The sequence below is a fragment of the Paraburkholderia sp. LEh10 genome, assembly GCF_017814945.1.
Classification (GTDB): domain Bacteria; phylum Pseudomonadota; class Gammaproteobacteria; order Burkholderiales; family Burkholderiaceae; genus Paraburkholderia.
Map to the genome: position 1 here is coordinate 13445 of NZ_JAGIPX010000037.1, position 25411 is coordinate 38855.

Here is a 25411-nt window from a genome sequence, read left to right on the forward strand (position 1 = left end):
TGAGTCGGAACTACCGCTTACGAATCAGCCTTACCTGCAGTTCAGCGTTGGCGACATCCCCGGTTTGCTTCGCGTCCGCGTCGGTGATCGAATCAGACAGGATAACTAACTCTTAGCGATCAAGGTAACGTACCCAGAACTCCGCGAGATAGCGTCGTTCGCCAAACTGGATGAAACCCGGTCGTTCGCAAAAGTGGTTGGTCCTCGGATCGGCTTCGAGCAGCACCCACTGTTCAAGCGCGGCGCGCCGGTAGAACGTCAACCGGCGATCCAGTTTCAGACTGAAGGCTTCGAGGCGGTGTGCGCCTCGCGGCCGGGCAAGCGCCACCGGCTGCCAGATGTGCAGGGAATGTTCCATAAGATCAACGCCTTACGGACGGGATTCGAAGTCTAGGACGCGAATTGACGAATTTAATGCGGACTTATGCGAATTGGCGACTTTATTTCGTTCGGACTGTCGATAATTTTGTCAATTCGACGCGTCATCACCTTGTACGGCAGAGAATCCGGATTGACAGAATTAATGCGCTCTACGGCTCTGGTCGCTCGTGCAGCTGGGCAAGCCGCTGTCGTCGCTGACGCACGAGGACTGTCTGCGCTACCAGGCCTTTCTTGCCGACCCGCAGCCCGCTTCAACCTGGGTCGCCGGCGGCGGTCGCAAGCATCCGAGGGGCGACGCGCGCTGGCGCCCGTTCTACGGGCCGCTGTCGCCCGCGAGTGACGCCAGGCGATGGTGATCCTGAACGTGCTGTTTTCGTGGCTGGTGCAGGCCGGCTATCTGGCCGGCAACCCGCTCGCGCTGTCGCGCCAGCGCACCCGCAGGGCCGCCCCGCGCATCACCCGCTATCTGGAGCCCGGCCTGTGGCAGGAGGTCAAGGACTTCATTGCGTCGATGCCGCAGAACACCGCCCGGGACCGCGCCCACTACCACCGCGTGCGCTGGCTCTTTACGCTGCTGTACCTGGGTGGCCTGCGCATCGCCGAGGCCGGTGGCAATACCATGGGGCAATTCTTCGTGCGGCGCGATATCGACGGCACGATGCGCTGGTGGCTGACGGTGCATGGCAAGGGCGACAAGGAACGCCTGATTCCGGCCACGCGCGAACTGATGGCGGAGCTCACGCGCTACCGGCAATCGTTCGGGATGACGGCCCTGCCCTCACCCGGTGAGGCGACGCCGCTCGTGCTGCCGGTCGGAAAAACGGCGGGTAGCACGGCGGGAAAAACCGCGGGCCGCACGGCGGGCAGCCCAGGCGACCCGACACGAAAGAAAACCGGAGAGGCATCACCCCGGCCGCTGACGCGGGCCGCGCTGCACACGATCGTCAAGGCCGTGTTTGCCGGCGCCGCGCACCGGCTGCGCGCACGCGGCGAAGAATTTGTGGCCCGCGCCGACCTGCTGCAGCAGGCCTCGGCGCACTGACGCCCACCTCGGGCGCGACAGCGCCGGCTTGGGTGCGTCAGCGCCGCCCTTCCGGGGCATGGAAATCCCGGATAACCCCTCTTTGACACCGCGGCCAGAGCCAGTCTCGAAAAGCGCATCATAGTGCGCACATTTTCATAAACTGTGTCAAATGCGCATCATGTTACACATTTCCAAAACTAGCCTATCCAGGAAATATGCGGCCGAACGAGCAGAACGCGCACGATTGCGCGCATACTAGCCACATGTTATGCTAATGCGCATTATGATGCGCAAAAACGTTCTCGATCAGCCTATCAATAACATCGAACGCCTCGCTGCAAGCTTGCGGGCGACGCGGCGCGACCGCAAGCTGACACAACAGACGCTTGCGGAACGCGCAGGCGTCGCGCGGCGCACGGTCACCAATGCCGAGAGCGCGGAGAATGTGGGCATCAAGGAGTTGTGCCGCCTCGCCAACGCTCTGGGGTACGAACTGGTTCTGCGGCCCAGGGATTCCGTTGTGCTAGAAGACCTCCCGACCATCTTCAAGGACGATGAGGAATGAGTTCCGAGGCATCGCTGGACGTCGAGCGGCTGTTCAGGCAAATCCGTGCGCTCGACGTGCACTCACCGCAAGGTAAAAGCGGCCTGCTGGCGAAGGAAAGCCGGTATGTCTTCAATTATGCGGAGGTGGCCGACTCTGCCGCTGTTTCGCTGACCATGCCGGTTCGCCATCAAAGCTACGCTAGCGGCGATCTGATGGGCGTCTTCGCAATGAATCGACCCGAAGGGTATCTGCGGTACGTCATCGAGGAGCGCCTTGCCCGCTACGGAACACCAAGCGATATGTTCCTGCTGTTTCTCGCGGGACGCAACCAGATCGGGCGACTTACCTATTCCGTCCCGGGTGAGAGCGTGCCAGAGCATGAAGGCGAGCGCCTTGATGAGCTCCTCTCCTTGCCGTCTCGGCGAGTCTTCGAGCGTCTGGTCGACCGGTATGCGCTTGGCTCCGGCATTTCTGGAGTTCAGCCCAAGACGGTGGTGCCGATCGCGGACGAAAGTGACGCCCTGCCCTACGAACACGCCGCGCTGCCGCTCAAGACGGTGATTGTCAAAGCTGAAGGCGACGATTTTCCAGGGGTCGCCCGAAACGAGTTCTTTTGCATGTCGGTCGCGAAGGAGGCTGGACTTGATGTGCCCCAATTCTGGCTCTCGGACGACGGGAAGCTTTTCGTGATGGCGCGCTTTGACCGGCTCGGCGACGGTTCTCCCCTGGGCTTCGAGGATATGGGTGTTCTCACAGGCAAAAGCAAATATGAGGGCAGCTATGAGATGGTTGCAAAGGCCGTCGACATCTACACGCGCTCTGATCAACTGCAGAAGAACCGACTCTTTGAACGTGTTGCTTTATCTTGCCTGCTTCGTGATGGCGACGCCCACATGAAGAATCTGGGTATCGTCTACGACGATCCAACCGGTTCGCGGCGGCTGGCGCCAGTGTTCGATGTCGTATGCACTGACATCTATCCGGATCTCGACGGCAAGATGGCCCTGAAGCTCAATAAGTCCAAGACGTTTCCCGTGCACAGTGCCCTCATCGCATACGGAACGCGTTTGGGGCTGCACGCCGATGACTGCGAGGTCATCATGACGCGTCTGCGCGATGCATACGCGACGGTAGCTGAGCGGTTTGAAGAGGATCGACGGTATCAGGAAGACGACCTCCTAAGCTCCATGCGGCATGCCATTGAGCGCGAGGGCGTTCGGCCTGTCTCGCGGCCGAAATTCCGCTAGTGCCGCTGCCTCTCGGACGGGTCTTGCAGCGCACCGGGAGCAGAAGGCAACACGGCGCGCACTGCCGCGTGGCAACGCGTGCCCCGAGGAGGCTACCGCTGGTTAGCGGTTAAAACTGCCGGCGCAGGAGCAGTGATGAGTCCCGCTGCTGTCATCGCGTGCGGGGCGAATTCGAGCCACTGCCGGACCGTACCTGGATCGCGCGCTCGCTTTGCTGGCGCAAGACACGTTCTTTGCGCCCATCGACCGATAATTCGGTCATGTCAAATACGTAGGACAACCAACAAAGCATCGCATCCGATACCGCTTAAACATCGAGACGCGTCATGCCGTTCTCGAATTAACGACCAATATTTCTGAACCTTTAACCGCCAGAGCGTTGGGCGACCACGCGACCGGAGGTCGTCGGGCAGCTTCCCTGCCCGCCTGGCCATCCGTTTGTCAAGTTGCGGGTTTGCTCCGCCATCTCAAAGGCGTGGTCGACGTCTGTCAATACCGAGACCGGTTATTATGTCAAGCGGCCGCACCTGACTCGCCCTCCTGCACCGCCCGCTATGCCCGCTGATCGGCCTTTACTGACATTCAGATTGACGTCCCAGGGTCGGCTATAGTTTAGGTTTGTAGGATGCCTGCCCTTTACCGTGTGAAGGTCGATACTCAGACACTCTCGGCTCGGCAGCTTCGAATGACACGGTTCGCTGCTGGTCGAAACGCCATCGAATTCGGCGATCCTCGAGAAGCACAGAAAACCAACGCCAAATTGACGCATCTTCCGCGTTTGCTGCGGCCGCCGCGTCAAGGCGAATTCGCTCCATCGCTCCCATATTCGTCACACTGGATTGAATAGCCGCCAATCAAGAATCTCCGGAAACCCTCCCTCACGCCTGTTGCGCCACCAAGCGCGGAATTTCCGAAAACAGATCCCCGACGAGGCCGTAGTCGGCCACGCTAAAGATCGGCGCTTCCCGATCCTTGTTGATCGCGACGATCTGACGCCGCCTCGCCGCCGAAGCCGCCGAGAATCACGTTGAAGAACGAGCGGTTCATCGCGTGGCACATGATGTACGACAGGATCGCGCCCGACGAGCCGACCAGCGACCCGGCGATGATCAGCATCGCGTTGTTCAGCGAGAAGCCGATGCCCGCCGCCGCCCAGCCCGATTACGAGTTCAGCATCGACGCGACCACCGGCACAAGAGCGTCGGGCGACGATGTCGTCGTTCATGTCGATGTTCAGCGCGCCTTCCTTCGTGACGATCAGCTTCATGAAGTCGAGCTTGCGCGCGTAGAGCGCCGACGAATCGGTCGGCACTATCGCCGCGAGGTTCCTGTAGCCGGCGATGTTCACGCCGTTGTGCACGGTCACCTGGTCGGCCACCGTCAGCGGGCAGTTGCCGCCGCGCCGGCCGTCCATTTCCGCGCCGCGCCCGGCCGCGAGGTCGACGACGACCGAGCCCGGCTTCATCGCCTGCACGGTCTCGACGGACAGCAGCGTCGGCGCCGCACGGCCCGGAACCAGCGCGGTCGTGATCAGGATGTCGGCCTGCTTCGCGCGCTCGTGGACGAGCGCCGCCTGCCGCGCAAGCCACGACGGCGGCATCGGCCGCGCGTAGCCGCCGACGCGCCTTCGGCCGCTTCGCGCTCCTCCTGCGTTTCGTACGGGACGTCGAGGAATTTCGCGCCGAGCGATTCGATCTGCTCCTTCACCGCCGGCCGCACGTCGGACGCCTCGATCACCGCGCCGAGGCGCTTCGCGGTCGCGATCGCCTGCAGCCCGGCCACGCCCGCGCCGAGAATCAGCACGCGCGCGGCCTTCACGGTGCCGGCGGCCGTCATCAGCATCGGCATGAAGCGCGGATAGATCGCCGACGCGACGAGCACCGCCTTGTAGCCGGCGATGTTCGCCTGCGAGCTCGGCACGTCGAGGCTCTGCGCGCGTGTCGTGCGCGGCGCGGCCTGAGCGCGAAGCCCGTGACGCCCGCGGCCGCGAGCTTCGCGGCCTGCTCCGTGTTGAACGGCTCGAGCATGCCGATGAGCACCGCGCCGCGTTTGAGCGACGACAGTTCGCCGTCGGCCGGTGCCTGATTGAAATCAGCGATCAGCAGCCACCTTGATATCGTCCCACGTAAAATCATTCAAGTATGCGAACGATTATGGGGCGTGAAATCACAACGTCATCGTCGCAAAAGACGAATTCGTCCTCGTTGCTTTCCCTCAGCCTGCCTCTTTGACCAAGGCGCACATGCGACTGGAGATAGACTCTAGACGCTTGGCATTGACGCCATAGGTGTCGTGGGCGGGAAATCCACAACACAACGCCGCGATATGAATGTGCCCTTTTCGGGACATGGTCGAGACTACAGGCGGCCCGGCGTATCTAAGAAGTCAGCATCGTTGATCCAGACATACGATCGCTCATCCATACGATGTGAGTCATCAACATCGGATAGTTCGCGGGCGGCACTTGCTGGATAAACGCGCCTTGAACCACCGGATACAAACCAATCGTCAGTCACTGCCCGACAACGTAATACGCTCCACTCGATCGTAACGATCGTGGCAGCAGAGGCATCAGGCATTTCACGATTCCCGGGTTTTCTCAACTTCCACTGGCACCGCTGACAGCCACGACATATAGCTCAATGGCTCTATCGTGTCCGGTCGCGTCGGCATTAACGCATTGCAATTTGCGCCTGGCCTGTGGACTGCCACTGTCAACCCATACGCGCGCTCATGACCGTACCCATGCGTCATCGCAACCGAACCCGGCCTGAGGTCATTGTTGATTAGTACCCGCGTTTCTATGCTTCCGTATTGATTGAACACTCGCACAGAATCACCATCACGCAGGCCTCGCGATGACGCGTCCACTTCGCAAATATTCAACGGATTGGTGCGCTGCCGACCTTGCCTGAATCTTTTAGTATTTACGAGCCAACTATTCTGCATATATGGTGTGCGCAACGAAATTAGCCTCAAGGTGCCATCAGGCTCATCTACCCGTTCTGCGAAAATCGCATGACAACGCTCGATGAGCCCCTCCGTGACAAATGCATCGGGAAAACAATCGATCTTCCGGTCTTCATGTTGCAAGCAGCGTTCGTACAATACCGCGCGATCTTCCTGTGGAAAGGTTGCCGTCTGCGAAGGCATTGTTCTGAGTATGTCGATCGAAAGTGCTCTTGCCGCCAGCACTGCATTGATCTCGTGCTCTCCGTCACTTGCGTCAGGATGATCATCGAGCGGCGACATCACACCCGTTGCCTGTGCGATTCTCGCGAGAATCCACCATCCGCTGCGCCGGCCTTCGGCCGGCGGCTCAATGGCGTCCGTGTACTGAACGTAAGGGACCGACTGCATGCCGCTCACCAGCATGTTGATATCCTTGCGTTCTAGCCAGTCCGTTGCAGGCAGAACATAGTCGGCCATCTCGCCGGTGGCGTTGCGGAAGATATCGACGCTTACCATAAGATCCAGTTTTTCGCGGGCCTTCCGCAACCGCTCGCCACCGCCTACCGAAATCAGCGGATTACCCCCTAGGACGAGCAACGCGTGCACATCGCCGCTCTCGATGAAGTCCGGTAACAGCGCGGCCGGCATGGCCGCGAATTCCATCGTTTCCGGCAATCTGAACGCGCCCATCGATGTGTTGAATTGCTGGGAAGGCACGCGCGGCGGAAAGTAATTCAGCAATCCACTCGGTTTGTACGTTCCGCCTTTCCTCCCCAGATTCCCCGTGATGAAGTTGATCATTTCCGCGAGCCAGTAACATAGGCTGCCTTGCTGGCTCTGATTGACACCGGTTGCCACATAAACGGCAGCGGACTTGGCTGCCATCATCTCCTTCGCGACGTCCTCCACTACGCTTGCATCAAGCCCGATCACGCGCGCGACCCTATCCGCTGGGTACAAGCTGCAAAATCGCAACAACTCGTCGACATGCTTGCCATATTGCGCGACTAGCACGTCGTCCGCCCCGCCGCGGAGAACGATCTCGTGGAGCAACGCTGCAAGAAAATAGACATCCGTGCCAGGCTTAATGCGCAATGTTGGACCGGTTTCAATTGTCGAAGACTCGACCTTTCGTGGGTTGACAAAGCGAACCTTGCCGCCGCGCTGGACGATCCGCTTGAGCGTCTCGCCACTGTCGTTCGGCGTCGAGAACAATACCCACCTCGAGACTTTCGGGTTTGAACCGATGCACAGAAGATAGTCGGTATGGAGTATGTCAGGCATCATCAGCGACATCGATGACCCGTAGACCTCGCCGGCCACGACGAACTTGTTGGCGGCATCCTGCGTATTCGCACTGAAGCGCATCCGGGTGCCGATTGCGTCCTGGAACCGCCCCAGCGTGACGAATGCCGAGCTATCGAATGACCACGGATTACCCAGGTACACGGCGACTGAATCCGGCCCAAACTGATCTCGGATGGATTTCAACCGTCTGCCAATGTCACCCATGGCGGAATCCCAGTCGATCTCAAAGAATTCTCCACGCGTCTCCGACCAGCCGTTCATGCGTTTTTGCGGCCAGTTCAGACGATCGGGATCGTGATGCACGTCGAGAAACGACAAGCCCTTATGGCAAGCAACACCACCACTCGGATGACTGAAATCCGGACTGAGGCGGATTACCTTACCCTGATCGTCGAACTCGGCCAGCAATGGGCAGTGAGGATCACAAATTCGGCAAAAGGTGGATTTTCGTTGAGCCAAGACATCGCCTCTCAAATCGATTTCGAAATCAATGCATGGTCACGCGCACAAGCCAGCATGCTTGGAATATCGGTCTTCTTGATGCGTGGCCGCGCCGTAACGCGTCCCGCATCCTTCTCCGAACGATCGATGGCCAACCAGTCGGCGCGCGATACCACGTCCGGATGCTTTCGCTTGATCAACGTAGCCACCGTATCCTTGCTTAGCTTCGCGTGCCGAAGTCGATTTTTCCTTGCATCATCAATCAATGCTTCGACCGTCTCGTGCGCGCATTTTTTGTTGCTGCCGATAACCCCCCGGCAGCCGCGCTTTATCCAGCCGGTGACATAGGCGCCCAGGACCGGTCCGTGAACATCGACAACCCGCCCCGCCACGTTGCGAATGACGCCGCGGTGTTCGTCAAAAGGCAATCCGGGAAATGGCATACCCCGGTATCCGATGGCGCGCAAGACCAGCCCCGCATGTAGCACCGATCGCTCGTCAGTCGGAGTTGCAGTCGGGATCCCTTGTTCGTCTCGTTCGATGCGATTGTGCCCGATCACGACTTCCTCGACTTTCCTGTTGCCGTTCAATTCGACCGGCGACGCAAGAAATCGCAGGACAATGCGCTTGTTCTCCCGATGAGACCGCCGTCCGCTCATCCACTTCAACATCGCTACCTTGCGTCGGACTTCCCAGGACGATCGTTCGTCTAAGATGTCATCTTCGCCTGGAAGGTCCTGTCCTTCGATGATGACATCCACCCCGTCCAGATGTGTCAACTCCTCCAGTTCGGGGTTGTGAAATGCCGCCTGCAAAATGCCACGCCGTCCGAGCACGACCACCTCTCGAACGGCACTGCGACGAAGCGCATCCAACGCATGGTCAGCGATGTCCGTCCGCTCGAGTTCTGCGACAGGCATGGTCAAAATACGCGCAATATCCAGCGCGACATTCCCGTTGCCGATGACCAATGCTCGTTCGCACGACAGGTCGAATTCAAGATGTCGGTGGTCTGGATGGCCATTGTAAAACCCGACGAATTCCCGAGCCGCCCAGCATCCCGGTAATTCCTCACCCGGGATCCTCATCCGCGTATCGCTGCCCGCCCCAACTGCATAGATCACCGCGTCATACCACTGTGCAAGTTCCGTGTGGCCGAGATGAACACCAATCTCGACATTGCCGAAAAAGCGCACGCGAGAGTCCCTGAAATAAAAGTCGAAGAGACGATCGACAATCCGCTTCTTCTCCGGATGATCCGGGGCGACACCTGTTCGAACGAGACCCCACGGATTCGGCAAACGCTCGAAGATATCGATATCGGGCTCGATCTCGTCCGAATCCAGCAGATGCCCGACCGCATACATTGCGGCCGGGCCTGCGCCGACAATCGCAATTCGCAGCGGCAATGCCATCGTCACGCCTCCGTCGCCCTGAAGTATTCACGATTGACCCGCGCGTAATGCCGCCACTTCTCAGGCAGACAACCCACTTCGAAAATCGCCAGCACCGGGCAGACTTCAACGCAGGCCCCACAATCGATGCAGACGTCGGGGTTGATGTACAACTGCTCCGCCCCGTCGAAATCCTCGTCAGACGTCCTGGGGCTGATGCAGTTGACCGGACAAATCTCCGCGCAGGAATAGTCCGCCACGCAGGGGGCGGCAATCACGTGAGCCATCACTTCTCCTCGTATCCATCTGACAGTCGGCCACCGCCTGGACCGGAACCCGGAGCCCTGTTGCGCCGGGTGTTCATCGCTGATCGCCTTACGCGGTGATCAGCTCGTCGATCACCCGGCGACCGCGAGTCAACGCGACTTCGACTGACGGCTCGCCCATTGCCAGTCCTTCCGAACGCACGACGGTGACATCGGTCAGTCCGATAAAGCCGAGAGCGGCACGCAGGTACGTCTCCTGAAAATTCATCGACTGCGCCGGACCTTCGCTATAGACACCGCCACTGGCAGTGAAGAGATATACCTTCTTGCCGGTAATCAGGCCGACGGGGCTAGTTTCGCTATAGCGGAACGTCATGCCGGCACGCGTCACGTGATCGATCCACGCCTTCAGCGCCGAGCTGATCGAGAAGTTGTACATCGGTACACCGATCACAATGACGTCGGCAGCGAGCAGTTCGTCAATCAGCGCATCGGACAACGCCACGGTCTTGGCCTGCTCCGGCGATCGCGAGTCTGACGGTGTGAAGAATGCGCCCATCATCTGCTCGGTCAGATGCGGGACAGGATCGCGAGCCAGATCGCGCACGACGACAGTAGCGCTCGGCCGGGCAGCCGTCCATCTGCTCACAAATTCGGCCGTGAGTTGACGGGAAACGGAGCCCGTGCTGCGGATACTGCTATCGATGTGAAGTAGCGTCGTCATGAATGAAGACTCCATAAGGTTGAATAAAGCGAGGTCGCCCCGATCACCGGCACTGGTCGGTTCACTACGTTGTTCCAAAATACCTGTATCGATCGGGAAAGCTCAGCGCATCCTTCGCCTGCGTCGAGCGCACCGGTGTTTTTTCAAAAGGCCTGATAGCGCAATTCCGACTGATCACCACATGTACGGCACGTAGGGACATGCTATCCATCACCGCGCTTGACGATTAGTTACTTCGCCTGTATTTCACTCGTCCACTGCGGGCCACAATCAACGCCTCGCCGAGATCAGGCGAAGCAAGGGCAGCCCCGCCGCGGCTCGACCGAGTATCTGCCCCACCTCCCGATCGGTCGACACTTTCCGCACCGCAACCGATCATTGAAACGCGCGTCCAGCAAGCACAACCACGATCCGTACCCGGACGAATGATCGCGGATTCCCATCATCCGTGGACGAGTGAATTACCTTTTCCACGCCTAGTCGACACGCTCAGCGACGCCTAGCATTTTTTTGCATGGCTTACCTGACGAATCACCATCAGGTCGCGCAATCGAAACTCATATTGAGGGTGCCCGTGATGAATGCGTCAGTCTCGCTCTCTCCGCTCCCCGAAGCGCCGGAAACAGCCAGCAGGACTCTGTCGACCAATTCGGTTTGTTGCGAAGTTCCGCGTACCGTAGTTTGTCAGCGCATCGTCCATACCCGCGCCAAACTGATTCTCGTCCGCGCACCGGCGGGATTCGGAAAAACTACGGCGATGACGCAGGCCAGAAGCCATCTCGATCATGCGAACGGCCATACCGCATGGCTTACACTCGAACGTGCCGACAACGACGTGCCGCGCTTCATCAATTGCCTGCGTATTGCTATTGCGCAGGCAGGCTTCGACGAGCTTCCGTCTGCCACCCCATTGGAAATTCTGAAAGCGATCTCTCGAGAAGTCACCGCATTCACTTTGTTCCTCGATGACTTCGAGAAGCTTGTTGAACCATCCGTCATCGGGCTGGTACGCGAACTGATCGAGCATCTGCCTCGCAACTGTCAGGTCGTAATCGGTACGCGGGCCGAGCCCGAAATCGGCATTGCACGGTTGCGCGTTCAACACGTATTGCTCGAAATCGATACCGAGGATCTTCGCTTTACGTTGGACGACACGCAACAACTGTTCGAACGGCGGCTGGAGTCGCCCCCATCGTCCGATGATGTGATGCGCCTATACCAGAAGACCGAGGGCTGGGCAGCCGCGTTATCGCTCGCCGTCGTCTCGCTCGCGCGTCATGGCACGCAAAGCGACTTTATCGAGCGCTTTTCTGGCTCGCACCACGATGTCTCGGCATATCTAGCGGAAGATGTGCTTGCGCATCAGCCCGCGGAAATCCGCAAGTTCCTCCTTCGAACCAGCATCTTGCGGCAACTCGATCCTTCCCTTTGCCAAGCCCTGAATCCAAAGCTGGACGCGGACGACATACTGGACCGCTTGGTGAGCACCAATCTGTTCCTCATTCCAGTCGGCGACAAGAACCGTACTTGGCGCTATCACAGCATGTTCGCAGACTATTTGTGTGCGCAATTGCGCCGTGAGGAACCCGAAAAGATTCTACGGCTCCATTTGGCGGCCGCCGGCTGGTACGAGGAGCGGCATGAGATCGTCCCCGCTATCGACCATGCCATCGAAGGGGCGGACCATCCATACGCACTCTCGCTGCTCGCGCAGCATGTAGATCAATTTTTGGAGCAAGGCCGCATGCGGCTGCTGGCACGTTGGTTCGAGGCATTCCAGCCACGCGAACTCGTCATGTATCCGTGTTTGCAGGTCATCGCGGTTTGGGCATTGGCGTTCACCAAGGGGCCTCGCCAGGCAATGGAGTTGCTGGATCGATCAGGCTGCGCGGAGAGCCAGGATCCGCAGGTACGTGCGCATGTCAACGGCCAACGCCCAATGCTGCTCGCGATGATGGACCGGTTCGAGGAAGGCTATACCATTGGCCAGAAATGCCTCGACAATCTGCCGACGATCAACGCGTTTGCTGATGGCGTGCTGTGTAATTCGATGGGCTATATCGTTTCGGTGCTCGGTCAGCATCGCGAAGCGCATCGGCTCCTCGAGGCGGCACGACGCGTGCAGAACAGGGGCGTATTCCTACGCATGCACACCGAATCGACGGAAGGACTAGTCGATTTACAACTCGGGCGTCTGCGCGACGCGGCGGCACGTTTTCGCATTGCAGTCGGATCGACCTACGCGTTCTCCTACAACCTGACGGGCGGTAATGCATGGGCCGGCGTGCTATACGCAGGCTCCGTCTACGAGGCCGATCGTGTCGAGGAAGCCGAGCACCTACTCAACGTCTATCTGCCACTGGCGCGCGACGTCGGCCTCCCCGACCACATCATCATGGGTTACCGGATACGCTCGCGGATCGCGTTCCAGCGAGGCGATGTCGACCGTTCGCTGCAGTTCCTGTCTGAATTAGAATACCTCGGGGTGGAGCGCCAATTGGCACGTGTGGTCTCGTCAGCGAGGCTCGAGCGCGCCCGACTGCTATTGCTGCAGGGATACGCGGATTTTTCACGAGAGGAGCTCGACCGCAGCGACGACGCAACGCTTTGGCAGCGTGTGGCGCGGCTGAGCCTGCCGGCCAGTGACGTCGAAGATGTTGTTACCGGACGAGCGCGCTGGGAAACACAATTCGGTGATCCAGCCTTCGCGCTGCGGCAACTCGAACCTGCGCTTGCCGATGCGGAACGATCGGAGCGCGGCATCCGCGCGCTAAAGCTGCGTCTTCTTTCAGCGATCGCCCTGCAGCGCAACGGCATGACGCAAGCCGCCGTCGAAATGGCGATGTCCGCATTGCATCAAATGTGTCACGAAGGCTTCGTGCGGTCTATCCTTGACGAAGGCGTCGTGCTGATCCCGTTGCTCGAGCGATGCCTTGAAGCTATGCAGAAGAACGGTAGCCAGCGCAACACGCCTGTGCTCGGCGAATATGTACAGCGACTCCTGCACGCGCTCGATCCGTCGCCCGCGGGCGAGCGTCTGCCCGCATCGTCGCGTTGCTCCGGCAGCTTGCTTGAGCCGCTGACGCGCAAGGAGCTGCGCGTCCTGCAATTGCTTGCGGAAGGCTACTCCAACGCCGCGATGGCGGAAAACCTCTTCGTTTCCGACAGCACGGTCCGTACCCACTTGCGCAATATCAACAGCAAATTGAACGCAAGCAGCCGTACGCAAGCCGTCGCCATTGCGCGCAAACTCGGTCTGATGCGTTGAGGCGTACGCGCGGCAAACCGCGCCATCTTTCCTTCCAGGAGAATCCGTTGACGACCCGCACGCAGCAATCCGCAAGTCGGATTGCCGATTTCGACTCGATGTCGACGCTGGGCGCGATTGCCCACCACTACGCGCGCGCGTCCGCGAGTGTATCCAACTGTTCGGGTGCGGCTTCTGTCAGCAATATGGAATGACCGAAACCTCCGGCACGATCGTGTATCTCCCGCCCGAGGATCACTCCCCTTCCGGCAACGCGCGTATGCGGGGCGCCGGCCTGCCGATGCCGGAGGTCGAGATCGCCGTCGTCGATTTGCACGGAAACACGGTTCCGCCGAACACGGTCGGCGAAGTCGTGACGCGCTCGCGGCGAACATGGCCGGCTACTGGCGCATGCCGGAAGCCACTGATGCGGTCATCGCACTCAAGGCTGGCTGAGAACCGGCGATGCCGACTACCTGGACGGAGACGGCTACCTCTACATTCACGATCGCGTGAAGGACATGATTATCTCGGGCGCCGAGAACATCTATCCCGCCGAGGTCGAAGACGCGATCTACGGGCATCCGGATGTCGCGGAAGTGGCCGTGATCGGCGTACCGATGAAAAATGGAGAGAGGCGGTCAAAGCGATCGTCGTACCCAAACCCGGTGTTGCCCCGGAGCCGGACGACATCATTCAATTCGTCCGTGCACGTATCGCAGGGTTCGAGGTTCCCAAGAGCATCGACTTCGTCGATAGATTGCCAAGCAACGCATCCGGCAAGATCCTGCGGCGGGGGACGTTGCCCCCGCGCCTACGCGTCAGAGCCGCTCGACGATCGTCACATTTGCCATGCCACCGCCTTCGCACATCGTCTGGAGGCCATAGCGCTCGCCACGCTGCCCCAGCGCGTGAATGAGCGTTGTCATCAGTTTCGTACCCGATGCCCCAAGCGGGTGTCCAAGCGCGATCGCCCCACCGTTGACATTCAGGCGCGCCGGATCCGCATCGAGGTGCTTCAGCCATGCAAGCGGAATCGGCGCAAATGCCTCGTTGACTTCGTACAAGCCGATATCGGAAATTTTAAGCCCGGCTTTGGCGAGGGCGCGCCGTGTTGCCGGAATCGGCGCTTCCAGCATGATGACCGGATCGTGTCCGAGCACCGATATGTGATGAACACGCGCCAGCGGTTTGACGCCTAGCAGCTTCAGGCCGCGCTCGCTCACAACCATCACGCCCGACGCACCATCACAAACCTGACTGGCGGAAGCCGCAGAAATCCGGCCTCCCTCCTGCAGAAGCTTTACGTTGCCGATGCTGTCGAGCGAAGCATCAAATCGAATGCCTTCATCGACGACATGCAGATCGTCACCCGCCGCGGATTCGGAGTCGCGCACGGCCACGCGAACCGGCTCGATCTCCGCGGCAAAGCGTCCCGCGCGCACTGCCTCCGCTGCGCGCAGATGACTCTGAAGCGCAAACTGATCAAGATCGTCGCGAGAAAACGCGTACTTTGCTGCGATCATTTCGGCGCCATCGAACTGACTGAATTCGCGATGATTGTAGCGCTCACTGACACGCGGGCTGACATATCCTCCCATGCCGCTCTTGATCGCGACCGCATTCGCCGATGCGATCGGCACGCGCGACATGACTTCCACCCCTGCCGCAATCACGACATCCATCGTCCCGGACATGACGGCCTGAGCGGCGAAGTGCATTGCCTGCTGAGACGAACCACACTGCCGATCGACCGAGGTTCCCGGAACCGAAATCGGCAACTTCGAAGCAAGAACGGCAGTGCGCGCGATGTTCATCGATTGTTCGCCGATCTGGCTGACGCAACCGACGATCACATCGTCGACGATTGCCGGATCCGCTTCGCAGCGATCGACGAGCGAGTCAATAACCTGGGCGGCCAGGTCGGCGGGATGCCACCCCGACAGACGCCCATTGCGCCGGCCGCCGGCAGTGCGCACTGCCGCAACAATATATGCTTCAGCCATGCTGGCCTCTTGAATACGTGAATGAGAAAGACAGGAGCGCTCGCCTGAACCTACGATTCTGGTCGCAAATCAAGCGGATCGCGCATCGGCCACAAATTGACCTTGGCCGCAGTATAGGAAGCCGGAGCCTGGCGGGCATCGTCGAATACGACGATCTCGAAACCACCTCAATTTTCGTGCGCTCGCGCCCTATCCAGCGGATGCGAGCGGCTCGATCATTCTCGCGTCGAGAATTTTCGTCATCGCGAATTCGATGAACGCGCTGACCGCGCGCGGTAGTTGTCGCCGATCGAGAAAAACGAAGTAGACGCCGACTCGATGAATCCCATATTCGGGAAGCACACGTACCAGCCGTCCGGCCTCCAGATGTTCACACGTGGTCGCGACCGGAAGCAGTCCGATACCGAGTCCGCCGAGCGTCGCGTAGATCTGCGCCTGAACGCTGTTGACGTGAAACCTCCCCCTCACTGAGATCTCGTGCTCTCCATCCGGTCCCTCAAGACGCCATGTCGTATAGCCGGACAGATTCGTCGGGATTGCGATACAGTCGTGATCCGACAGATCGGACGGAGACTCGGGCATGCCATGCGCGTCGATATACGCGGGACTCGCCACCAGTCCGCCGCTGATCCAGCCTATCTGGCGGGCGACCAGGTTCGGTTCGATTCCCTTGCCGATTCGTAGCGCTACATCTATCCCTTCGGCAAGCAGATCGGCTCGGTTGTCGTTCAGGATGAATTCGAGCCGGACCCGCGGATTGGCCGTTAGGAACTCGTTTACCTGATCGACCGGTAGGATGAGAAAGAAATCGGCCGGCGCGGCGACGCGCACTTTCCCGCTGGGAGTCGCGTTGCCTTCGGAAATTTCCTGGGCCGACTGCGTCACGGATTCGATCTGCGCTGCACTCTGAGAGAACAGCCTCTGTCCCGCATCGGTCAAGACAAGCCGGCGTGTCGAGCGCTGCAGCAGGCGCACCCCGAGATCCTGCTCGAGCGCTTGCACGCGCCTGCTCGTGGAGTTCGGTGGCAGCCCGAGGCGCCGCGCCGCCTCCGCAAAGCTGCCGGCTTTGACGACATTGATGAAGAGCGCCACATCGTTCAGGTCCACCATCGATTGTCTCCATGCTTGTAACAGAGACGTGGCCCCTTTCGATCGGACGGGTGCTTCTCGATTTCAAGTAAAGGCATGCCCCTGGTTATTGCGCTACCGTATCAACGGCAAGCGATTTCGCCAAGTATGCCTCATCAGGCGTCCCGCGACTCCATCGCCATGCGATGAAGCGTGATCGTGCCCGCGATGGCCGCATCAGCGGCGATGCGGGCTGCGCCAGGGGCGCAACCCGCTCGGAACGACGGCTCGGACGAGACGGCCGCGCTCAACTCGCTGTGATTGACTATGCAATACTGACTTCCGGAGCACCGCGACGGCCATCTAGGCTGTACGCGCCCGCGCCGAATGTGACAATTTGCAAGAGCCCTCCGGCAATCGCGAGATTCTTCAGAAAGTGAAACGTCTGATTCTGATCAGCGAACGCATGATGAAAGAACAGCGCGGTAACAATCGAGAACACGGCCAGCAACGCCGCGACGACCCGCGTCTGATATCCGACGATAAGCAGCACGCCGCCACCGATTTCGAGCGTCAGTGCGACGGCATAGCCGAGCATGGGGCTGGGCAGTCCGACCGACGCGATGAAGCCCATGGTGGCGCTCGCAGTCGCTAGCTTGCCGAGCCCGCTGACGAGAAACACTGCGGCCAGGAGGACTCGGCCGAACAGCGAAAACGCTTGGTACGAATTGGTTGATTTCGATTTCATAGTATAGATCCCAAAAAAGTCATTGAAAGTGAGTTGATCGTATTCGCGATTTTCGGGCGATCAGCTGCCCTGAAATCATCGTAGGCATCCACACGTGAACTCACTAGAGATGCGCCTCGGATTTCACTCGTCCAGAATTAAAGCGAATCCTGTTGCGATGTCGTTATCCGATTCGAGCGACCGGGTATCGAGTGAAACCCGTGCGCCCGGTTCCATCGATGTGACTGCTCGCGACTGTCATCCGCGTTCATCGAAGAAGCGACCGTTATGCTCAGCCATGCTTCGCAGCCCCGGGCTCGGCTCATACAACGGTCCGACATGCGCCAGGCGCTCGCACGCGTCGACGATCCATCGCGCGCCCAGACTATCGGCATATCGCAACGCGCCGCCCAGATGACGGGGAAATCCCACGCCGAGAACCAGGCTCATGTCGATGTCGCCGGCCGATTCCGCGATCCCCTCTTCGAGGCAGCGCGCGGCTTCGATCACCATCGGCAACATCATGCGCTGCACGATGTCTTCTGCCTGAAGTTCGCGGATGCCGCTCGGCTGTATTGTCCGAAGCAACTCGTGCGTGTCATCCGCGACGAGCTTCTGCATGCGGCCTCTCTCGTCGCGCAAGTACCTGTAGAATCCGAGTTCGCGCTTTTGTCCGAGCCGCCCGGCAGCGGCCATCAGCTTGACCGCGTGTTGACCGGCGAAATCCATTCGCGGTCGATAGCCACCGCTGATGACGTCGATCACGTGCGACGCCGTGTCCATTCCGACGACGTCCTGCAAATAGGCCGGCCCCATCGGCCAGCCGAACGCCTCCATGGCGGCATCGATCGCGACGAAGTCGACCCCGTCGCGCACCAGCAGCAGGAAAGCGACGATATACGCGGTCAGAATCCGGTTGACCAGAAAGCCCGGACAATCAGCGACGACAACTGGCGTCTTACCCATCGACCGCGCAAAGTTGACGACAGTCGCAATGGTCTGCGGCGAGGTCCGCGGCGCGCGGATCACTTCGACGAGCGGCATCTGCGGCACTGGGTTGAAGAAATGCATCCCGGCAAAACGTTCCGGGCGAGCCAGTGCGGTCGATAGTTCGGCGATCGACAGCGACGACGTGTTCGATGCGAGCACGGCATCGGAGGGAATCCGCTGTTCCACTTCGGCCAGCACGTCGCGCTTCACACCGATATTCTCGACGACGGCTTCGATGACGAGATCCACGCTGTCAATATCTTCAAAGTCGAGCGTCGGCACGATGCTTTGCTCGATTTCCCGCGCCTCGTAGTCCGAAACCTTTCCGCTGCTGACCCGCTTCTTGAGCAGTTTCGCCGCTTCGCGCACACCCAGATCCAGTGCCGCCTGCGCAATATCCTTCATGATGATCGGCGTGCCGCGCAATGCGCTCTGGTACGCGATGCCGCCACCCATAATGCCCGCACCGAGCACCGCAGCCCGGTGCACCGGACGTGCGGCGCGCGCCGCGTCGCGGCTTTTTCTCTTCAAGGCCTGCTCGTTGACGAAGATGCCGGCCAACGACGCAGCTGCCTGGGTCTTCGCCAGTTTCGCGAATGTGTCGGCTTCGATTTCGAGTGCCCCCTCTCGTGCCATCGATGCCGCGTCACCGATTAATTCGACCGCCGCAGCGGCTGCGGGAAAATGCTGGCCGTACCGCCGCGCGGCGGCCCTTCCCCGCTCCAGTGCGTCGACGGATACCTCGAAAGGCGCAAGCCGCGCGCGCCGGCGCGGCGCCCACGCATCGGGGCGATCGATCGCCTCGCGCAAACATGACAGCGCCCTGCTTCGAAGGCTCGGTGGCTCACACACGACGTCGACGACGCCCGCCTCTTTGGCAGCCGTGGCCGTTCTTGCATCAGCACTGATGATCCAGTCGAGCGCAACCGCTACGCCCGCGATGCGAGGCAGTCGGACCGTCCCGCCAAACCCCGGCACGATGCCGAGACTGACCTCGGGAAGTCCGACCTGCGCCGTCGTCGCGATAACCCTGAAGTCGCTCGTCAGCGCCAGTTCCAGACCGCCCCCAAGCGCCACGCCGTTGATGGCCGACACGCTGGGATACGGTACATCTTCGAGACGGGTGAAGATCGTGCTGCACGCCGCATCCCAAGCGCGCAGCTCGGCCTCGGGTAGACGAAACGTTCTCGAGAATTCGAAGATGTCGGCGCCGACGATGAACGAATCCTTGGCGCTCGTGACGATGAGTCCGCGGATGTCGTCGGCGGCGTACAGCGCGTCAAGCGCCGCAGCAAGCTCCGTGAGCGCCGCCCGATCCAGCGCATTGACCGTCTGTCCGTAACGATCAAAGCACAGCTCCGCCACACCGCCTTCCAGACGCGTGACGCGCAACGTTTTCCCTTCCCATATCATGCGGATGTCCTCTTCCGGTTGATTCAAGACGACAATGATTCGCTTCGGTCCGCCGTCAGCGCACTTGCTTCGGGGCGTCGTTATTTCGTCGCACCAGTCAATCACAGTCGGCTGCCGCGTTCAGTCCTCGAGCCGCGCCAGCACCTGCTGCAATCGCGTGCGGCATTCCGCGACCATTCGCTCGATGAGAGCCTCGCATGTCGGGATATCGTGGATCAGCCCGATCACCTGGCCCGCCGTGATGATGCCGCCGTCGATATCGCCGTTGGCAAGCGCGACCTTGCCAAGCGAACCGGCCACCAGCGGGTGAATGTCCTTGAACTCGCAGCCGCCCGGCCGGCGCTCGATGGCGACGACCTCGTCGGCTACGGCATTCTTGAACACGCGCGCTGTATTGTTCAGTGTCCGGAATATCAGTTGTGTGTCCCGTTCTGTCGCCCGAACGAGCGCGTCCTTGATGTGCGGATGAACGGGCGCCTCGACCGTCGCACAAAAGCGAGTACCCATGTTGACGCCCTGTGCGCCCAGAGCGAACGCTGCGGCCATGCCCCGTCCATCGCCGATACCCCCCGACGCGACGACCGGAATCTCGAGTGCCTGAACGGCGCGCGGGATCAGGATCAGCCCCGACACATCGTCCTCGCCGGGATGGCCGGCGCACTCGAAGCCGTCGATGCTCACGATGTCGACGCCATTGCGCTGCGCGGACAACGCGTGCCTGACGGTCGTGCACTTGTGAACGATAACGCCGTCCGCGGCCTTGACCTTTTCAATGAACGCCTTCGGGCTGTTGCCCGCTGTTTCGATGATGCTGACGCCCGCCTGCAATGCGGCATCGAGGTAGGCTTCGTACGGCGGAGGGCTCGCAGTCGGGAGGATCGTCAGGTTCACGGCGAACGGCCGAGACGTCATCTCGCGGCAACGTTCGATTTCGGCAGCCAGCGCATCCGGCGTCGGCTGCGTGAGTGCGGTGAGCGTACCGAGACCGCCTGCGTTGGACACCGCCGAGGCCAACTCCGCGGTTCCCACCCACATCATCCCGCCCTGGATGATCGGATAGCGAATACCCAAAATTTCCGTGACGCGCGTCCTCATTGCTTGAGTTTCCTGTCGTCGAGTCCCAGGTCGCGGCCAATGATTTCCTTCATGATTTCATTGGCGCCCGCAAAAATCCGTGATATGCGCGCATCGGTGAACATCCTCGCGATGCGGTACTCCTCCATGTAGCCGGCGCCACCATGGAACTGCACGCACGTGTCGATCACCTTGTTCTCAAGCTCGGTCGCGAGCAGCTTCGCCTCCGATGCCATGACCGACGTGAGCACCTTCGCGTTCGCCTCCATCACGCAGTGATCCACCAGTGCCTGCACGGCATCGAGTTGCGCGCGCATCGCAGCCATTTCGAAACGAAGGTGCTGGAACGATCCGAGCGGCCGGCCGAACGCCTTCCTTTCCTTGATGAAGTCGAGCGTGATGTCGAACGCTGCCTGAGCCTGCGCGATCGACCCGATGGCGACCTGAAGGCGCTCCTCCGCGAGCAGTTCCGACATGTAGACGAAACCCTTGGCCGGATCGCCCAACACATGGCTCTTGGGCACCTTCACGTCGTCGAAGAACAGCTCCGCTGTGTCTTGCGCGTGCAGGCCGATCTTCCGTAGCTTGTTGCCGCGCTTGAATCCCGGCATGTCAGCTTCGACGATGAATAGTCCGATTCCGTGACGGCTTTCCGGCGCGGTTCTCGCGGCGACGATGATTACGTCAGCCAGACAGCCGTTCGAGATATACGTCTTCGCGCCATTGAGCAGCCAATGGTCGCCCATGTCCCGCGCGCGCGACGTCATGCCGGCGAGGTCGCTGCCTGCTCCGGGCTCCGTCATCGCGATCGCGAGAATCTCTTGACCCCGGATTGCTGGCGGCAGATAGCGGGCCTTTTGCTCAACGGTGCCGAATCTGCCGAGATAAGGCGCGACAACGCGGGAATGAAGGTTTATGTAAAAGCCGATTTCCCCGTGGCGAACGTTCTCCTCGTACAGGACCTGTTCGTAACGCAGATCAGCCAGATCCAGTCCGCCGTACGTTTCCGGCGCCCACATGAGCAGATAGCCTTGCTCCCCCGCTTTCAGAAAGGCTTCGCGATCCACGAAACCTTGCTCGCGCCAACGCTCGGCGTGCGGACCGATTTCCCCCTGGAAGAAGCGGCTGACTGTATCCCGGAATGCAAGATGATCGGCGTCGAAATGGGTGCGTCGCATGTTCAAGTCCCCTCGCGCTGGATCGTCACGCCGATTGCGCAAAAAACGGCTCGTTCGCCTTTGCGCGCGCTCGCAGCCATTCCGACGGCCGGAACCTTTCGCCAAATTGCGACGCGAGCCTGTCGCACTCGACGACAAACACGCCCAGACCGATCGTTTCGATCAGTGACAGCGTACCGCCCGTCCACGTCGGAAACCCGAGCCCCATCACGGCACCGACATCGGCGTCGGCGGGGGCAGTCAGGACGCCTTCCTCAACGCAGCGAGCGGCCTCGAGCGCCTGAATATAAAGCAACCGCTGCTTGACCTCCTCGACGGACGGCTGCCGTTCCAGCTGCGGGTAAAGCGCGCTCAGACCATTCCACAAGCGTTTTTTCGCATCCTGCGGATACTCATAGAACCCCATCCCCGATTTGCGGCCCAGACGGCCCATTGCTATCAGCTTCTCGATGACGGGAGCCGCGTGCTGCCGCAGACAGCGATCGGGCAAACCGTCCGCAATCGCCTGTTCGATGACTTGCTTCTGAAGTTCAAGCGAGACCTCGTCGGTCACTGCGAGCGGCCCGGTCGCCATCCCGGCCAGCCTCGCTGCGTTTTCGATGAGCGCCGGCGCCACGCCTTGCGCCAGCATCGCCATGCCCTCATCGATAAATGAGCAAAAGATCCGGCTCGTATAGAAGCCCGGGCTGTCGTTCACGACGATCGGGGTCTTGCGCAGTTGCTTGATGAATCCGAGTGCTCGCGCGAGGGTCAACTCAGACGTATCTCGCCCGACGATGACTTCGACGAGCTGCATACGCTCCACCGGCGAGAAGAAATGGATACCAATGAACTGTGCGGGGCGAACACTGTATTGCGCCAGCCCCGTGATCGGTAGGGTCGACGTGTTGCTTGCAAATATGGCCGACGCCGGCAAAACCGCCTCCGCCTTCCGGATCACGTCTGCCTTGATCTCGCGATTCTCGAAGACAGCTTCGACCACCAAGTCACAGTTCGCGACAGACGCGAATGCTTCAGAAGGCGTGATGCGAGCGAGCACGTCGGACGCGGACTGTTCGCTGCGGCGGCCCTTCGCCACCTCCTTTCCGAGCAGCGCGGCGCAGCGCGCCTTGCCTTGCTCGGCAGTCGCCGGATTCGCGTCCAGCAGCACGACATCGATGCCCGATACGGCCGCAGCATACGCGATGCCGCTGCCCATCATGCCGGCCCCCAGCACGCCGAGTCTCGTGACTTTCGCATCGGGAAGGCTTGGCCGTCCGAGGCCTTTGTCCGCGGCCAGTTTGTTGATGAACAGCGTACGAATCAGATTGCGGGCGACCGGTCCCGCCAGGAGGCTGCCGAAATAGCTCGCCTCGACGCGTAGCGCCGCATCGAGAGGCAACTGCGTGCCTTCATAGACGCAACACTGTATGGCGGCGGGCGCCGGATAGTTGTCCCGCGTCACCGCACGCAGCGCGGCGACGCCCACCCCGAACGTCTTCGCCGCGTGGAAGGCGAGCGCGCCCGTGCCGCAAGGCACCTTGAATCCCTTCACGTCCCACGGTTGGCACGCGGCAGGATGTGCAAGCACCCATTCGCGCGCAGTCACATACACGAGATCCGGAGCGACCACCTCGTCCACGAGACCCATTTTCAGCGCTTCCGCCGGCCCGACATGGCGTCCGTCGAGCAGCAACGCCATCGTGCGCTCGATCCCGATCAGCCTGGGCAGGCGCTGGGTCCCGCCCGCGCCCGGCAGCAACCCCACCGTCACCTCGGGCAATCCCACCACAGCCTTCGGATCGTCGACCAGAACGCGATAGTGGCACGCGAGGCACAGTTCATAACCGCCGCCGAGCGCCAGCCCGTTGATGGCCGCCGCAACCGGTTTGCCAGAGGTCTCGAGGCTGCGGAAGATCTGCGACGCATGCAGCGTCATGTCGCGCGCCGACTGCGCCGAGACGCGTCGATCGTGCGCAGTCACGAAGTCCTTGAGGTCCGCGCCGGCGATAAACCCGCTTGCCTTGGCCGAGGTCAGGACTGCACCTCGAATGTCGTCGCGCGTGCGGATCGCTTCCACGACGCCTGCCAGGTCGCCCAGCAGTTCAGGAACGAAGACGTTCATCGTCCGTCCCGGCACGTCGATAGCAACTCGCGCGATGCCGTCTGCGTCGATCTCGAAGTCGATGGTATTCATGATGGTCGCTTAGATGCGTTCGATGATCGTGGCCGTTGCCTGCCCTGCGGCGGCGCACAGCGTAACGAGGCCGATATTGAGATCGCGCCGCTCCAGTTCGTCGAGCAGCGTGCCGAGCAGCATTGCGCCCGTGGCGCCAAGCGGATGGCCGAGCGCGATCGCTCCGCCGTTGACGTTGACCCGATCGAATGGGACGTCGAACGTCTGCATGTAGCACATCGGCACCACGGCGAACGCTTCATTGATTTCGAACAGGTCGATATCGTCGATGCTCATGCCCAGCCGCGACAACAATCTTTCCGTCACCGGCATCGGCCCCCCCAAGCTCAGCAACGGCTCCGACGCACCCGACGCGTAGCCGCGAATCCGCGCGCGCGGCTTCAGATCGTTCCACTCGCCAAACATCCGATTCCCGACCAGAACGGCGCTTGCACCATCGACGATGCCGCTCGAATTGCCACTCGTATGGATATGCTCGATCTTCTCAAGATGCGGGTAGCGCTGCTGGGCAAGCGCGTCATACCCCGCCTCGCCCAGTTCCGCGAATGCGGGTGCCAGTTTTGCGAGGTCGGACGCCGTGGTTCCCGGGCGAATCGCTTCGTCACGGGCCAGGACGGGCTCGCCAAGCATGTCACGCACGACAATCAGCGACGAGTCGAAACGGCCCGCGCCGCGCGCCAGATCAGCTCGGCGCTGACTCTCCGCCGCATAGCCGTCGACGTCGCCACGAGAGAATCCGCCGAGCGCGGCCATGAGATCGGCCGCCACGCCATTGGGCATGTATGGAAATCGATGTGCGAGCCGAGGATCCGTGTAACAGGCGCCGCCATCCGATCCGATAGGAACGCGCGACATCGACTCCACGCCGCCGCCGATCGCGGCGTCCGCGCGGCCAGCCTGGATCAGACCGGCGGCCTGATTGACGGCGTCGAGAGCGGACGTGCAGAAGCGGTTGATCTGGTAGCCGGCGACGTGTTCACCGTACCCTGCATTGAGCAGCGCAAAACGCGTCAGGTCTGCACCCTGTTCCCCGACGGGCATCACGATACCGAGACCAACATCGTCGATCTGACGCGTGTCGAGCCGATTCCGATCCTTCAGGGCAGTCAACACTTGACTCGCCAGCTCGACTGGCGTGATCGCATGCAACGCGCCGCCGGCACGCCCGCGACCGCGCGGCGTACGAACATGGTCATAAATCAACGCTTCGGTCATATTGGTTCTCATTCGTGCAATAAACATCGCATC

General features: G+C 60.7%; 16 protein-coding genes and 5 pseudogenes. 5 read left to right on the forward strand and 16 right to left on the reverse strand.

The window, feature by feature from the left end; genetic code table 11:
• Window positions 1–112: 112 nt before the first annotated feature.
• Complete coding sequence (locus J8I87_RS26850) at window positions 113–358, reverse strand: hypothetical protein (protein WP_313066135.1); 246 nt, start codon at window positions 356–358, stop codon at window positions 113–115.
• Between the two features lie 172 nt (window positions 359–530).
• On the opposite strand from J8I87_RS26850, the pseudogene J8I87_RS26855 reads away from it, so the two are divergent.
• The 3 genes and pseudogenes from J8I87_RS26855 to J8I87_RS26865 all read left to right on the forward strand — a co-directional run.
• Window positions 531–1420: pseudogene (locus tag J8I87_RS26855) on the forward strand (tyrosine-type recombinase/integrase); the annotation flags it as partial.
• A 268-nt stretch (window positions 1421–1688) separates the two neighbouring features.
• The gene (locus J8I87_RS26860; RefSeq protein ID WP_209935093.1) at window positions 1689–1970 is read left to right on the forward strand and encodes a helix-turn-helix transcriptional regulator; all 282 of its coding nucleotides are present in this window, start codon (window positions 1689–1691) and stop codon (window positions 1968–1970) included.
• Window positions 1967–3199 (forward strand): type II toxin-antitoxin system HipA family toxin, encoded by a 1233-nt coding sequence (locus tag J8I87_RS26865; protein WP_209935094.1) that lies wholly within the window; start codon window positions 1967–1969, stop codon window positions 3197–3199. Before J8I87_RS26860 ends, J8I87_RS26865 begins: the two co-directional genes overlap by 4 nt.
• A gap of 878 nt (window positions 3200–4077) precedes the next feature.
• Here J8I87_RS26865 and J8I87_RS44965 read toward each other — a convergent pair.
• The 7 genes and pseudogenes from J8I87_RS44965 to J8I87_RS26895 all read right to left on the reverse strand — a co-directional run.
• Window positions 4078–4188 (reverse strand): annotated as a pseudogene (locus J8I87_RS44965) (electron transfer flavoprotein subunit alpha/FixB family protein); the annotation flags it as partial.
• A gap of 1 nt (window position 4189) precedes the next feature.
• A pseudogene (locus tag J8I87_RS26870) lies at window positions 4190–4393 on the reverse strand (NAD(P)(+) transhydrogenase (Re/Si-specific) subunit beta); the annotation flags it as partial.
• A pseudogene (locus J8I87_RS26875) lies at window positions 4369–5283 on the reverse strand (NAD(P) transhydrogenase subunit alpha); the annotation flags it as partial. The pseudogenes J8I87_RS26870 and J8I87_RS26875, both read right to left, overlap by 25 nt.
• A gap of 496 nt (window positions 5284–5779) precedes the next feature.
• Entirely contained in the window at window positions 5780–7918 is a 2139-nt protein-coding gene (locus J8I87_RS26880; RefSeq protein WP_209935095.1) for a molybdopterin-dependent oxidoreductase, read from the reverse strand.
• An 11-nt stretch (window positions 7919–7929) separates the two neighbouring features.
• Window positions 7930–9315, reverse strand: coding sequence for an FAD-dependent oxidoreductase (locus J8I87_RS26885; RefSeq protein WP_209935096.1), 1386 nt, complete (start codon window positions 9313–9315; stop codon window positions 7930–7932).
• Window positions 9316–9317: 2 nt separating this feature from the next.
• On the reverse strand, window positions 9318–9581 hold the full coding sequence (locus tag J8I87_RS26890) for a ferredoxin family protein (protein ID WP_209935097.1): 264 nt from the start codon (window positions 9579–9581) through the stop codon (window positions 9318–9320).
• 88 nt (window positions 9582–9669) lie between these two features.
• Window positions 9670–10284: an FMN-dependent NADH-azoreductase gene (locus J8I87_RS26895; protein ID WP_209935098.1), complete on the reverse strand. Its 615-nt coding sequence runs from the start codon at window positions 10282–10284 to the stop codon at window positions 9670–9672.
• A gap of 514 nt (window positions 10285–10798) precedes the next feature.
• On the opposite strand from J8I87_RS26895, the gene J8I87_RS26900 reads away from it, so the two are divergent.
• Window positions 10799–13552: a LuxR C-terminal-related transcriptional regulator gene (locus J8I87_RS26900; RefSeq protein WP_245254183.1), complete on the forward strand. Its 2754-nt coding sequence runs from the start codon at window positions 10799–10801 to the stop codon at window positions 13550–13552.
• Window positions 13553–13685: 133 nt separating this feature from the next.
• Window positions 13686–14342, forward strand: a pseudogene (locus tag J8I87_RS26905) (AMP-binding enzyme); the annotation flags it as partial.
• Window positions 14343–14352: 10 nt separating this feature from the next.
• Here the strand turns inward: J8I87_RS26905 and J8I87_RS26910 are convergent.
• The 8 genes from J8I87_RS26910 to J8I87_RS26945 all read right to left on the reverse strand — a co-directional run bounded on the left by J8I87_RS26910 (window position 14353) and on the right by J8I87_RS26945 (window position 25378).
• Window positions 14353–15537 carry an acetyl-CoA C-acetyltransferase gene (locus J8I87_RS26910; RefSeq protein WP_209935100.1) on the reverse strand — a complete coding sequence of 395 codons (1185 nt, stop codon included), beginning with the start codon at window positions 15535–15537 and terminating at the stop codon, window positions 14353–14355.
• 189 nt (window positions 15538–15726) lie between these two features.
• Complete coding sequence (locus tag J8I87_RS26915; RefSeq protein ID WP_209935101.1) at window positions 15727–16647, reverse strand: LysR family transcriptional regulator; 921 nt, start codon at window positions 16645–16647, stop codon at window positions 15727–15729.
• A gap of 283 nt (window positions 16648–16930) precedes the next feature.
• A complete protein-coding gene (locus tag J8I87_RS26920; RefSeq protein WP_209935102.1) occupies window positions 16931–17353 on the reverse strand; it encodes a DoxX family protein in 423 nt (140 codons plus the stop codon).
• A 237-nt stretch (window positions 17354–17590) separates the two neighbouring features.
• Window positions 17591–19762: a fatty acid oxidation complex subunit alpha FadB gene (gene fadB, locus J8I87_RS26925; protein ID WP_245254184.1), complete on the reverse strand. Its 2172-nt coding sequence runs from the start codon at window positions 19760–19762 to the stop codon at window positions 17591–17593.
• 93 nt (window positions 19763–19855) lie between these two features.
• The gene (locus J8I87_RS26930; protein ID WP_209935103.1) at window positions 19856–20830 is read right to left on the reverse strand and encodes an NAD(P)H-dependent flavin oxidoreductase; all 975 of its coding nucleotides are present in this window, start codon (window positions 20828–20830) and stop codon (window positions 19856–19858) included.
• Complete coding sequence (locus tag J8I87_RS26935) at window positions 20827–21987, reverse strand: acyl-CoA dehydrogenase family protein (protein WP_209935104.1); 1161 nt, start codon at window positions 21985–21987, stop codon at window positions 20827–20829. The genes J8I87_RS26930 and J8I87_RS26935 overlap by 4 nt, the downstream gene beginning before the upstream one ends.
• Before the next feature lie 25 nt (window positions 21988–22012).
• Window positions 22013–24163, reverse strand: coding sequence for a 3-hydroxyacyl-CoA dehydrogenase NAD-binding domain-containing protein (locus tag J8I87_RS26940; RefSeq protein ID WP_209935105.1), 2151 nt, complete (start codon window positions 24161–24163; stop codon window positions 22013–22015).
• A gap of 9 nt (window positions 24164–24172) precedes the next feature.
• On the reverse strand, window positions 24173–25378 hold the full coding sequence (locus J8I87_RS26945; protein WP_209935106.1) for an acetyl-CoA C-acetyltransferase: 1206 nt from the start codon (window positions 25376–25378) through the stop codon (window positions 24173–24175).
• Between the last annotated feature and the right edge of the window lie 33 nt (window positions 25379–25411).